Genomic DNA, 13189 nt, shown 5'->3' on the forward strand with positions numbered 1-13189 from the left:
TCCTGCCAAAAGGAATTGCAAGACTTAGACACACCAAGCATTGTTTGCAAAAAATCACTTCTTGTCATGAGAACTTATTCTCATCACAAAAAGAAGGAGGTTCACGAGATGCATCTTCTCGGACATCTGGTAAGGTTTATTGTTTCTGCTTTGGTTTTAATGTTTGTCAGCTGGTTAGTTCCAGGGTTTCAAGTCGGCGGTTTCTGGAGCGCATTTTTTCTAGCTTTGGTCATTGCTGTTGCTGCTTGGATCATTGAAGGGATCTTCGGCAAACAAATCACTCCCTTTGGCAGGGGAATCATAGGCTTTCTGGTGAGCGCGCTTGTCATTTGGGCCGCCCAGTTTGTCGTGAGTAATGTTTCTACGAGCATAATAGGTGCCGTTTTAGCTGCTTTAGTCATCGGAATCATCGACCTATTCATCCCTGTGAAAACCCCTTTTGAACAAGGGATCACAGGAAAAGATCGTCGATAACAACCTATCAGTTTCGATAACTGATAACCATGCTAAAGCCCAAAAAAGATCGGTCTGCCGCGTATTCACTCGCCGGACCGATCTTTTCTATGTTAACAATCTCATTCACTAGTTTGTCACTGTTTTTTTGGAAGAGGTCGTGTACAATGATGAAGGAATACCAATACAATTTCGGAGGGGTATACATGAAGAAATTACTCGTTCTTTTTATGGGAATAGTCTTAGTCATTGCGATAGCCGCTTGTGGAAACAAAGATACGAAATCAGCACAGTCATCTACTTCTCCCGCTGCTACTACACAAGCCGCAGGCCAGCAAGTTTTATTGAAAGCCACTAACTTCAAATTTGACCAATCCGAATATCGTGTCAAAAAAGGAGAGCCCGTTACAATTACGCTTGATAATGCTCAAGGCGTTCATGGTGCATCCATTAAAGAATTCAAAATAAACCTCGATAACAGCAACAAAACAGTTACCTTTACGCCAGATAAAGCGGGTACTTTCCCAATTAACTGTTCCATCATGTGTGGCAGTGGTCACGCTAATATGAAAACAACATTAATTGTTGAATAGTTTAAGTCATCAGTTCATAAGTCCTTATCGCGGCAATATAGCGGTAAGGCTTTTTTATACGGATGATGGTATGGCATTTCCTCTGATTTCCTTCAAACTTCCTCTCTTTACCATTAATCAACAACAACAACAACAACAACAACAACAGCGATGGAATAGAGCTAGAGATCTTAACGGTAAAGTAACCACCAGCTCTAAATATGAATGGTGTACTCGTTTAAGCAGCAAGTTCATTCATGTTTTCATAAGTGACATTAACATACATTAACGTTACATCAAAGCACTTGATAATACCTTAAAAAGACAGGAAACAAATAAACAGATAAGAAAGCATCCATCCACTTTCTAAACAAAACATCCTCAACATACTTTATGCTCTTGGAATTTGTGAACATAAACGTATAAAAGTTGGTGTTGATCTTTCGAGAGTTAAAAGTTGTATGCTTCCTTTTATTTTGGCTGGACTCTACTTTTTGTTTACGCTTCCTGTCCGCACTTGAACCCATGCGTGAATATTGTTTATATAAAGCTAGTTGTAGCTTCTCCAGCATCAACTTAGAAGTTCGATAATTCACTCCAAGCAAGCCCGCAAACGCTGTAATCGAATAAGTTTGGCGATCCTGGATCAATACTCGTATAGCTTTGAACCACAGCATCAAGGAAAGCTTAGATTTATGCATAACCGTTCCAGCGGTTAACGAAATTTGCGTGCGGCATTCTTTACACTCCAATAAATTGCGAGTCTTCACTATATAAAATAAATGATAATCACAATTCGGACAACAAAACCCACTTGCCCAACGTCTTTTCATCAAAAATCTTACACAATCTTCCTCTGTGTTGAAAGTGTCATCCAACGATTCAAATAAATATGTATCCAAGAATTAACCCCTCTCAATGTTTAATGCGAGTTTAAATAATTTCCTATATTTGTATTATACAGAACATTTGTTTGTATGTAAAGAATTTATGTTTCCGAGATTAATATCATGAATATTTATTTTCTGTAGTATCTACAAAGCAAATATCAAATCAAGTATCGACTATTCAATATCATTAATTTTAAACTTTAGTTTTGGAACTTTGTAAGCAGTAGTTCTGTCAGGTTTGGTTTGGTTCGGTTCGGTTCGGTTCGGTTTGGTTTGTTCTGGTCTGGTCTGGTCTGGTCTGTTTGGTTTGGTCTCGGTGAGTGACAAAGAATGTTTTAAGGCTTCAGTAAAGTTTTTTGATGATTGTAGATACTACAGAAAACATAATTTCAGAAGATATCGGTTCGATTGATGGTATTTTCGCAATTATAGGGTTTGCTGTTCAGGCCATGTCGCAAAGGTTACTGGTTTTTGATTTCACCTCTGAAAAGTAGTTTTATTAGATGTTCCAAGCCTCAATTTCTGGAATAATGTTTGCGAAGCTCGCGTTGTCGGTGTGGTTGTCGTTGTCGGTGTGGTCGTGGTTGTGGTCGTGGTTGTGGTCGTGGTTGTGGTCGCGGTCGTGATGTCGTTGTCATTGTCGGTTGTTGTGGTTATGGTTATGGTTGTGGTTGTGGTTTTGTAGTTGTCATAGGTCGGTTGTCGGTTGTCGTTATCATTGTTGTGGTGTCGTTGTCATTGTCGGTTTGGTTATGGTATTTCGTGACTTTGTAATACTACAGAACTCATATATTTAGTGGATGTAAGTTGGGGAGTGCTGGTACTGGTACTGGTACTGCTAGTGAGCTACGTTGTGGAACTGATAAAAGCTGCCCTTTCTATATAAGAAAAGTAGGCAGCTTCTATAAGGGGATTCCATGTTTCCAGAGTTCTTGGAGTTTTCCTGCTATATTAGGTAATTCGTTAATTAAATATGGAGCTATGGTTGAGCTTGAGAGCAGTTTTTGAAGTCCATCTGAGGGCATGATGGTGATAACATTGACGGCTATAATGATGATCAAAAGTGCTTCTGCTAAGCCCAACAATGCGCCGCTCCAACGGTTGATGAAGTTTAGGCCAGGAGTTTTTGCTAGAATATTAAGTGCTCTGCCTACGATGACTAGTGCGAATTTTACGCCAAAAAACAATATAGCAAAGGCTAAAGCGTTCAGGATATAGGTATCCAGATTAAGGCCTTTTACGATAAATTCGTATTTTTGGTAATTTTGATAGGTAGGCAGTGAAACTGCGTTTCGAAGCAGAGGGGCAAAATCCCTGTAAAAATAAAATGCAACGAGGTAGGCAAGAACAAAACCTGAGAGCGAAACAATCTGGGCAATAAATCCTCTAAAGTAACCAAGCAACAGACCCAAAGCTACTATCGACAACATGACATAGTCTAATGTATTCAGTGTCACTGTGGATTACCTGCCAGGGCTATCTGTTTCTACAAGCTCGATCCACTCATTGTATTCATTCTGCAGTTTAGCATATTCCTCGCGCAGTTCTTTATACTCTTCTTTGATGTTTTGAAGTTCTTTTTGCTGAGCCTCATCGTTCAAACTTTGTTGCATTAATTCTTCTTTTTCTCTGCGGGCCTGGGCTAAAATCCGTTCTTTTTGTTCTTCAAAATGTTGAGCAAGGGCACTTCGTTCTAATTGCTGCTGCTCTAGTAAAGCATCAATTTGGGCTTGATATTGTGTAATAATGGTTGATTTTTGGTCTTCAAGCTGTTGAATAATGTTTGTTTGTCGTTCTTGGAATTCCCCAACTAGATTGCCTTTATCTTGCTCGAAACGTAGAACCTTAGCATCAGCCTCGTCCTGATAAAGGGCGGTGAGTGTTTCTATTTCCTCTTGGTGCGCGGTTGTGAGAGTTTCTATTTCTTCTTGATGTTGGTTCGTAATTGTATCTATTCTCTCTTGAAGTTGGTTTTTGATAGTTTCAAGTTCCGTTTGATGTTGGATTGTGATGTTTTCAAGTTCCTCTTGATGTTGATTAACGAGTGTTTCCTTTTCCGTTAGATGCTGATTCGAAAGCTTAAAGATCTCTTCTTGATGTTGCATGTTTATGATTTCTTTGTCCTGCAGATGTTGCTGCATTAATGCTTCTTTGTCTTGTTGATATTGCTGATGTAACATTTCTTTGTCTTGAAAGTGGATTTCTGAGAGGGACTGTTTTTCGACTCTGTGTTGTTCGTTCAGCTTTTGAAGCTGATGTGCTTTTTGTTGTTTCTCTTGTTCGAATTGTTGCTTTGTTTGTTGGTGTTGTTGTTTTTCTTGGTCTAGCTGTTGTCTTACTTGTATTTGTTGACGTTTTTCCTGCTCTAGCTGTTGTTTGACTTGTTCTAGTTGTTGCTTGGCTTGCTCTTGCTGTTGTTTAGCTTGTTGTAGTTGTTGCCTCAATTGCTCTTGTTCTTGTTTTGCTTTCTGCACTTCTTGTTTCATTTGCTCATGCGCTTGGTTACTTTGTACTAGCTGAGCATTTTGTTCACTTATGGATGTCTGTTGTTGCTCGTATTCTTGTTTTAAATCGTTAAAGTTTACGATTAATTTATCATAGGCAGCTTTGGTCGCTTCTTGGTCCTTTTGGGCTTTGGTTAGTTCCTCCATGATTTCGTTCATACGGAAGCACTCATCAGCCATGTTCACGGCAGCTAGAACGGCGATTTTCTGTGAATCTAGCCGCGGATAGCCCTTTGCAATACGAAACATTTGGTCGTTCACGTATTCAGCTACTCGCTTCATGTAATTGGTGCTGGTGCTTGCTTTTAATTTGTATTGGTGTCCATATATATCAACGGTAATCCTCGTTTTATCTTCAGCGTTCACTTTTTTATATCCTCCCTTAGATGAAAGGCTGGCCCTATCGAGTGTAATTTCGATAAGACCAGCCTGTTTTCCTGCAACTTAAATGAAAGTTACACTATTTTCTTAACTCTGCCTCATATTGTTGTTCCAGGGTTTGAACAACTTTGGCATGGAGCTCTGTTACTTCTTCATCCTGCAGTGTTCTCTCTGCGTGACGGTATACTAAGGCAATGGCTACACTTTTGCGATTTGCGCCTAAACGTTCTCCTGTATAGATATCGAATACTTGAATAGATTCCAACAAGTCTCCGGCAACTTCGGTGATGGTTTGCTCCATTAGACCTACTGGTACACTAGCGTTAACTACTACAGCAAGATCGCGCCCAATGGACGGATAACGCGGCAGCAATTTATATACAATTGCATCTCCAGCAGCTTCTAAGATTGGGGAAAGCTCAACCTCAAGTACGTAAGTGTCATCAAGATCACGCTGCTGTTGGACTGTAGGATGCAGTTGGCCGATTCGACCTATGACCTGCTTACCTTCAGCTGTGTTTAATAGGAGCTCAGCTGTTCTGCCCGGATGGAAACCATCTGGAGAGGCAGATTGATAGGTGAGTCCTTTAACGCCTAGGTAGCTTACAAGACGGTCAAAAACACCTTTGATATCATAAAAGTCGACAGCCTCGGACTTCTGTGCCCAATGTGCTTGACGGCGTTTGCCTGTCAATACAGTGGAGAGGAGAAGCTTCTCTTGCGGCAAAGCTGTAAGTGAAGATTGATCTGTAATGAATACTTTGCCGATTTCGAAAATAGCCACGTCATCCATCGTACGGTTACGATTATAACTAACAACGTCTAGCAGATGCGGCAGCAAGCTAGTACGAAGTTGGCTGCGATCCTCGCTCATTGGCATAGCGAGCGAGATTGGCTTTGCCGCTGGGTATAGACCCGGCAGCGAAACGGTTTGATCCGGCTGCGTGAAGGAATAAGTGATGACTTCATGCAGTCCGCTTTGAGTCAGGAGATTCCGAGTAATACGACGGATCGACTGCTCTTTGGTCAAGGAGCCGGGTGTCGTCACGCCGGTCATTAAGGTTGTCGGGATGTTGTCGTAGCCGAAAAGTCGTGCTACTTCTTCGATCAAATCGACATCCCGTGTGATGTCTCCACGGCGGCTCGGCACATGCACGAGCAGCTTGCCTTCGCCTGCCTGCTCGAATGTGAAGTGCAGGCGCTCTATGATTTGACCCATCTCGGCCAAAGAAAGTTCAGTGCCGAGATAATTGTTCACACGGTCAGCTGCAAGCTCGATGCTGACCGGTTTTTGTGAGCCCGCTACGGCTTCAACGATGCCGTCAGCGACTTGACCTGCTGCGTACTGAGCCATTAACGCAGCTGCACGGTTTAATGCCGGTAGCACCGCTTCCGGGTTCACTTCTTTCTCGAAGCGAAGACTCGCTTCAGAGCGGAGCCCTAGCTGGCGCGACGTTCGGCGCACAGAGCTGCCTGCGAACTTGGCGGATTCAAGCAAGATCCGCGTTGTGCCTTCTGTTACTTCGGAGTTAGCGCCGCCCATAACACCTGCGATCGCTACCGGCTTCGTGCCGTCCGTGATGAGCAGCATGTGCGGCTCAAGTGTACGCTCCACATCGTCGAGCGTTACGAGCTTCTCGCCAGCCTCAGCGAGGCGTACATCGATGTGGCCATTGTCCAACTGCTCAGCATCGAAAGCATGGAGCGGTTGACCGAATTCAAGCATCACGAAATTCGTGATGTCTACGATGTTGTTGATCGGGCGGATACCAGCCGCCATTAAACGGTTCTGCATCCACAGCGGAGAAGTGCCGACGCGTACGCCTTCGATAAGGCGAGCCGCGTAGTGCGAGCACTGCTCCGTCGCTGTGATCTTCACACTGATGCGATCAGCAGCTTTCACTGCGGCTGTTCCAGCCGCCCCGCGCGCTGCTTCGGCATCAGGCAGTTTGACGCCGCGTCCGAGGATCGCTGCGATCTCATAAGCAGCTCCGAGCATGCTTAAGCAATCGGAGCGGTTTGGTGTCAGATCAAGCTCTAGTACCTTGTCGTTGATAGCAAGGATATCAAGAATTGAACTGCCGATTTCGGTATCTTCAGGCAGTACTAGGATGCCTTCTTGAATTTCCTTCGGCAGCAGCTTGTCGTTCAGACCAAGCTCTTTGGCTGAACAAATCATGCCTTGTGACTCTACGCCGCGCAGCTTAGCGCGTTTGATTTGTAATCCGCCAGGCAGCACGGCTCCAATCATGGCAACAGGCACCTTTTGTCCTGCATCTATATTTTTAGCCCCGCAAACGATTTGCAAATCTTCGCCTTGTCCGGCATCAATGATACACACACTTAATTTATCTGCATCTGGGTGTTTTTCGCGTGATTTTACAAATCCAACGACTACGTTCGTTACACCCTTATTGCGATCTTCCACGATATCCACTTCGATGCCGCTTCGGGTAAGTTTTTCTGCTAATTCCTCGGCTGTGAAACCTGATACATCGACATATTCCGATAACCATTGATAAGAAACCTTCATGCTTAACCCCTCCTTTTCCTGATGCTTACAAGTGTAAGAATTGCTTTAAGAACCGCAAATCGTTCGTGTAGAAATGACGAATATCTTCAATCCCGTATTTCAGCATCGCAATGCGCTCAACGCCCATTCCGAATGCAAATCCTGTGTATTCCTTCGGGTCATATCCACCCATCTCCAGAACGCGTGGATGTACCATGCCCGCTCCAAGAATTTCTAACCATCCTGTTTGTTTGCATGTACGGCAACCAACGCCGCCACACATCGCACAACTCACGTCCACTTCTACGCTTGGCTCTGTGAATGGGAAGAAGCTTGGGCGTAAGCGAATTCTCGTCTCTTTGCCGTACATTTCTTGAACGAATTGGAGCAAGGTTCCTTTCAGATCACTCATTCGCACGTTACGGTCGATCACCAGACCCTCGATTTGGGTAAACATATGGGAATGTGTTGCATCATCGTCATCACGGCGATACACTTTGCCCGGACAAATGATTTTGATCGGAACTTCCCCTTTGCGTTTCTCCATCGTTCTAACTTGAACTGGGGAGGTTTGTGTACGCATTAGAATCTCATCCGTGATATAGAACGAGTCCTGCATATCGCGAGCTGGGTGATCCTTCGGCAGATTAAGCGCCTCAAAGTTGTAGTAGTCCTGCTCTACCTCTGGACCCTCAGCTACGGTGTACCCCATTCCAATGAAAATGTCTTCAATTTCTTGAATAACTTTGCTTAATGGATGTACGGCCCCTTGCTGTGATGGACGACCTGGCAGCGTTACGTCAATCATTTCCGCACGAAGTCTGTTCTCTGTTTCTTGTTGTTGGTACGCTGCTTGCTTCTCTTCAATAACGGTTTCGATGGCTGCACGAACGTCGTTCGCTACTTGGCCGATAAGGGGTCTTTCTTCTGCACTTAATGCGCCCATACCGCGTAACACCTCGGTTAATGGTCCTTTTTTGCCCAAATACTTAATACGTAAATCGTTCAACTCCTGCTGACTTTGTACGCCGCTTAGCTCCTGCAGCGCTTCCTGCTTTAAAGCTTCCAACCGCTCTTTCATCGAAATCCCTCCTGAATTAGGCCCCTGAATCACCCTAAATGAAAACACAAAAAAGACTTTCCGCTCCCTCACAAGGGACGAAAAGCCGTGGTACCACCCTAATTAGATTCATTCACCGGCAAATAAGCCAAATAAACGATTCTCACTTCATTTCAGATAACGGACGATGTGTCCGGTTCCTTCTAATTAGAAGCTATTGGTTAAGCTTCCGTTCAAAGGACTGCTCGGGAGCGAACTTCAGCAGCCTAATTCTCGGGGATAGCTCTCAATCATTGGCTTTCCCTCCCTGTCAAGAAGCACTGCGTACTCTTCTCCGTCAAAGCATTTTCGCGTATGTGTATCAATTATTATATGCAAGATATGCCTGATATGCAAGTGAACTAGCCTTGGGCACTGAATTTCCCTGTTGACTTCGAAACATCATCGGCGTATTTAAATATTAATTCATATAAACATTTTATTGTTTAATGATTTTATACTTTAATTAAGTAGTAAGGAGGATTTCGATATGGAAGATGAACTGATTGCTTATACGAATCGTTTCCGCACAACATTTGAAACCGCACATCGGAAAATTAGCCACACTGTACTTAGCCAGTTAAATTCGGAGTTAACGAAGCCACAAATATTCATGTTATTCATGATTTCTAAAGAAGGCGCTCCGAAACAAACTCATCTTGCTGAGAAACTGGGCGTTAAACCAAGTGCGATCACTGTTATGATTGATCGACTTGTCCAAAGTGGGCATGTTATTCGGAAACACCATGAGACAGATCGACGGATCGTGCTGGTTGAAATAACCGAAACCGGGAAAGCCATACTCAAACAAGCGGAAGATGTCCAGAAAGAAGTGATTGCTCGTGGACTGTCACAGCTTCCCCCTGAAGAAATGCGAATTCTTGTGAGTGCTTTTGAAAAACTTACTGATTATTATTAATTTCATCTCATTAAGGAGTGGTACATTTGGAAAACATACAAAAAATAGCTTCAGAGAAATCTATAGAAGCAGCAGCACCAGAACTCAAAAATCGTGGTCTCCTGCTTACCGGACTTATTATTGCCATGCTATTTGGCGCTTTAGACGGAACAATTGTTGGAACGGCTATGCCGCGTATCGTTGGTGAATTCGGCGGTCTTGGTCTCATGGCTTGGTTGACTACTGCTTACATGTTAACATCAACGGTTGTCGTTCCAATTGCAGGTAAACTTGCTGATTTAATTGGTCGTCGTGTCATTTATGTAACAGGTTTAGTTATCTTTATCGCGGCTTCCGCCTTATGCGGGATGTCTCAAAACATGACCGAGCTGATCCTATTCCGCGGTTTGCAAGGTGTTGGCGGTGGTATTATGATGCCCATGGCGATGATTATTATCGGAGACTTATTTACAGGTAAACAACGTGCCAAATGGCAGGGCGTATTCGGTGCGATCTTCGGTTTATCATCGGTTATTGGCCCCCAAGTCGGTGGTTGGATTGTTGACGCATTGAATTGGCGTTGGGTATTCTACATCAACCTTCCTGTCGGTATCCTTGCTGTTGTCTTAATTGCAATTGCATTACCGAAGCATAAAGCAAACGGCAAAGTAAAGTTCGATATTCCGGGTATTGTCACCATGATTGTCGGGGTCGTCAGCTTACTGCTTGCATTAACTTTTGGCGGTAAAGATTTTGCTTGGTTCTCATGGCAAATTATTGGGCTTTTTGCGCTGGCCATTGTATCCTTGGTTTCCTTCGTTATTATTGAAAGTAAAGCAGATGAGCCGATCCTTCCTGTTCGGTTATTTAAAAATAGAACATTTACAACAATTAACGGTGTAGGATTCCTTATGGCTGTCGGTATGTTCGGAGCTATTATGTTCGTTCCTCTCTTCATGCAAGGCATTGTCGGTATCAGTGCTTCAGCATCAGGTACAGTGATGACGCCGCTCATGATTACAATGATTGCAGCCAGCGTTGTTTCCGGTCAATTCATTCAAAAAATCGGTGTTCGTAAGCAAATGCTTGGTGGTATGATTATTATGGCTATCGGTTTCTATTTCCTTGGCACCATGGGCATAAGCACGACGAAGTTGATCGCTTCAAGTTATATGTTGATTCTTGGTCTAGGTATGGGTCTAGTTATGCCAATCCTAACACTTGCTTTACAAGAGAGCTTTCCGAAATCCGAGCTTGGTGTCGTTACGTCATCCAGTCAATTCTTCCGTCAAATTGGCGGTACATTCGGTATGACGATTCTCGGAGCCATTATGAACCACAAGTCAACTGTGCTGTTAGAACAAGATTTAACTCCTGTTGTCAATCAGCTTCCCGCGGAAGCAAACGGGCTGGCTACAGAAATGACGGATATGATTCATACCAATCCACAAACTTTATATTCTTCCTTACTAAGTCCTGAAACCTTGGCCAAAATGCCAAAAGAATTCGTGGAGCACATGCTGCCAATTCTAAAAAATGCCCTGGTTACATCGCTTCACCAAGTGTTTATTGTAGGCTTAGTGTTCGTTTTACTTGGGGCTGTTCTGACACTGTTTATTGGTAACATTAAAGTTTCTGACCGCAAATCCAAGAAATCAAATAACCAAAAAGAAAACGAAAATGAACTTTCGCCAGGAATCGCTTAATACAAAAAGGCTCTTTTCTCTAATTGGAGAGGAAAGAGCCTTTTCTTTTTGACACGAAGCAAGCTATAGCGTTTAATAAACTTGGATACCTTAAAAAAAGGAGAGTGCTCGCCATGAAATATCGCAGACTTGGTAAAACGGATTTGAAAGTTTCCATTGTAGGTGTTGGAACTTGGCAGTTCGGCGGAGAGTGGGGACTTACTTACTCACAAGCTGAAGTAGATGCTATTCTCGATCAAGCAGCCGATCTTGGTATAAATCTGATCGATACAGCAGAATGCTATGGTGACCATCTATCGGAATCTTTTATCGGTAATTACTTATCCCGCCGCAATCGCGATAACTGGATCGTGGCTACAAAATTTGGCCACCATTTCCACGATCTGTTCACCCGAACAGATGATTTCAGTTCCGAAGGCGTTATCAAACAACTGGACGATTCTCTGAAAGCTTTGCAAACGGACTACATTGACTTATATCAATTCCATTCCGGACCAGATGCTTTATTTGATAATGATGTGCTTTGGACAACTTTAGACAAACAAGTTCAAGCCGGGAAAATCCGTCATCTGGGAACATCCATTGGTAGTAATGCTAATATTCATCAAACCGACGCCTCCAGCAAGGTCAATTCCAAAGCCACTCAAGTTGTGTACAACCGCTTGGATCGAGCCCCAGAAGAGCTTGTTTTCCCTTCCTGTGTGAATCAAGATCTTGGCGTATTAGCACGTGTCCCATTGGCTAGCGGCTATTTGAGCGGTAAATATAAGCCTGGTGCGGTATTCAGCAACACAGACGTTCGCCATCGTCATGATGCCGAGAGTGTGAAACAGAAGCTTGAGGATGTGCAGCGCATCCAAAAAGAAGAAGTTCCTGAAGGAATGGATATGGCCAAATGGGCATTAGCTTGGTGTTTGAAACATGATGCCGTTACAACGGTCATTCCAGGCTGTAAAAACCCTGAACAGGTTATTGCGAATGCAAGTGCAACGGAGCTTATTAGTGATAACCATCCACAGGCTTGGAAAGCATAAGAGAATGAGGAAGGAATGACTTCTGAATGAGTCATACACAACACGCAGAAACATGGAAACATCTCAAGGAGCACTTGCCACAGTGGGTTACGGAGAGCAAGGCACATACATCAGACGGACATGTTGCTTCCTACATTCCTGAACTTGCTAACGCTCCAGCCGATGTTTTAGGTATCTGTATTATGGATACTGAAGGAAATATCTCTGTGGCCGGCGATTCTGATTTCCGTTTTACCTTACAAAGTATTTCGAAAGTATTTACGCTAATTTTGGCCTTAATGGATAACGGTGAAGAGATTGTATTCTCCAAGGTGGGAATGGAGCCTACCGGAGACGATTTCAACTCGATGCTGAAGCTCGAACTCGTCGAGCCCGGCATCCCCTTTAACCCGCTTATCAATGCTGGGGCAATTGCGATTTCATCCTTGATTGCAGGTAGTGATCCTACGGAGCAGGTTGAACGGATTCTACATTTTTTCCGAGATATCGCTCATAATCCTTCACTTGAAATTAATCAAAGTGTGTTACGATCTGAGTCGGATACCGCACACCGGAATCGTTCATTAGCTTACTTCCTGAAAGACAACGGTGTGCTGGATAGGGACGTTGAGGACGTCCTCAACGTCTATTTCAGCCATTGTTCCGTCGAAGTGAGTTGTACCGACTTGGCTAGAATGGCCCTCGTACTAGCACATAATGGCGTAGATCCGATTCGTAATCAACGCCTTATTCCGCGGCGATTCGTGCAGATCGCTAAGACGTTCATGTTTACCTGTGGTATGTACAACGCCTCTGGTGAATTCGCCATGAACGTTGGGCTGCCTGCCAAAAGCGGCGTGTCAGGGAGCATTTTAACGATGGTTCCCGGACAATACGGGATCGGTTTGGTCGGCCCGGCGTTGAACCGCAAAGGCAACAGCACAGCTGGCGTTCACCTTTTGGGTACGCTGTCGCAGGAATTTGATTGGAGCTTATTTTAGATACAGTAGAGTTTAAATAACACTAAAAAGAACCTTCCCATTCGGTTGGGATAGGTTCTTTCGCTTTTTTTGATATATAGGAAAAATGCTTGATTAGTTTAACGGAATTAACTGGTCGTCATATTATCCGCTGCCGATAAAGGCCATTGAATCACGTCTT

The 13189-nt window shown here is 43.7% G+C and carries 11 protein-coding genes; 6 read left to right on the plus strand and 5 right to left on the minus strand.

The annotated features are described in order from the left end of the window. The first annotated feature begins 108 nt into the window (after window positions 1-108). The gene (locus tag QFZ81_RS28085; RefSeq protein WP_307439268.1) at window positions 109-474 is read left to right on the plus strand and encodes a phage holin family protein; all 366 of its coding nucleotides are present in this window, start codon (window positions 109-111) and stop codon (window positions 472-474) included. 185 nt (window positions 475-659) lie between these two features. Further along, window positions 660-1046 (plus strand): cupredoxin domain-containing protein, encoded by a 387-nt coding sequence (locus QFZ81_RS28090; protein WP_307439265.1) that lies wholly within the window; start codon window positions 660-662, stop codon window positions 1044-1046. A gap of 275 nt (window positions 1047-1321) precedes the next feature. On the opposite strand, the gene QFZ81_RS28095 is transcribed toward QFZ81_RS28090, so the two are convergent. From QFZ81_RS28095 to pheS, 5 genes are all read right to left on the minus strand, one after another. Further along, window positions 1322-1927, minus strand: coding sequence for a transposase (locus QFZ81_RS28095; protein ID WP_307605498.1), 606 nt, complete (start codon window positions 1925-1927; stop codon window positions 1322-1324). An 890-nt stretch (window positions 1928-2817) separates the two neighbouring features. Then, complete coding sequence (locus tag QFZ81_RS28100; RefSeq protein WP_307439261.1) at window positions 2818-3372, minus strand: CvpA family protein; 555 nt, start codon at window positions 3370-3372, stop codon at window positions 2818-2820. A 6-nt stretch (window positions 3373-3378) separates the two neighbouring features. Beyond that, complete coding sequence (locus QFZ81_RS28105; protein ID WP_307605499.1) at window positions 3379-4785, minus strand: cell division protein ZapA; 1407 nt, start codon at window positions 4783-4785, stop codon at window positions 3379-3381. Between the two features lie 94 nt (window positions 4786-4879). Next, window positions 4880-7333 carry a phenylalanine--tRNA ligase subunit beta gene (gene pheT, locus QFZ81_RS28110; protein WP_307605500.1) on the minus strand — a complete coding sequence of 818 codons (2454 nt, stop codon included), beginning with the start codon at window positions 7331-7333 and terminating at the stop codon, window positions 4880-4882. A gap of 25 nt (window positions 7334-7358) precedes the next feature. Further along, entirely contained in the window at window positions 7359-8393 is a 1035-nt protein-coding gene (gene pheS, locus QFZ81_RS28115) for a phenylalanine--tRNA ligase subunit alpha (protein WP_307439256.1), read from the minus strand. A gap of 508 nt (window positions 8394-8901) precedes the next feature. Between pheS and QFZ81_RS28120 the strand changes: the two genes are divergently transcribed. The 4 genes from QFZ81_RS28120 (at window position 8902) to glsA (ending at window position 13029) form a co-directional block, all read left to right on the plus strand. Beyond that, the gene (locus tag QFZ81_RS28120) at window positions 8902-9330 is read left to right on the plus strand and encodes a MarR family winged helix-turn-helix transcriptional regulator (RefSeq protein ID WP_307439254.1); all 429 of its coding nucleotides are present in this window, start codon (window positions 8902-8904) and stop codon (window positions 9328-9330) included. Between the two features lie 62 nt (window positions 9331-9392). Then, window positions 9393-11015, plus strand: coding sequence for an MDR family MFS transporter (locus QFZ81_RS28125; protein ID WP_307607063.1), 1623 nt, complete (start codon window positions 9393-9395; stop codon window positions 11013-11015). Between the two features lie 113 nt (window positions 11016-11128). After that, the gene (locus QFZ81_RS28130; protein ID WP_307439251.1) at window positions 11129-12049 is read left to right on the plus strand and encodes an aldo/keto reductase; all 921 of its coding nucleotides are present in this window, start codon (window positions 11129-11131) and stop codon (window positions 12047-12049) included. A gap of 26 nt (window positions 12050-12075) precedes the next feature. Beyond that, window positions 12076-13029, plus strand: a complete 954-nt coding sequence (glsA, locus tag QFZ81_RS28135; RefSeq protein WP_307439249.1) for a glutaminase A — start codon at window positions 12076-12078, stop codon at window positions 13027-13029. Window positions 13030-13189: the final 160 nt, after the last annotated feature.

This window comes from Paenibacillus sp. V4I9, assembly GCF_030817295.1.
Taxonomy (GTDB): domain Bacteria; phylum Bacillota; class Bacilli; order Paenibacillales; family NBRC-103111; genus Paenibacillus_E.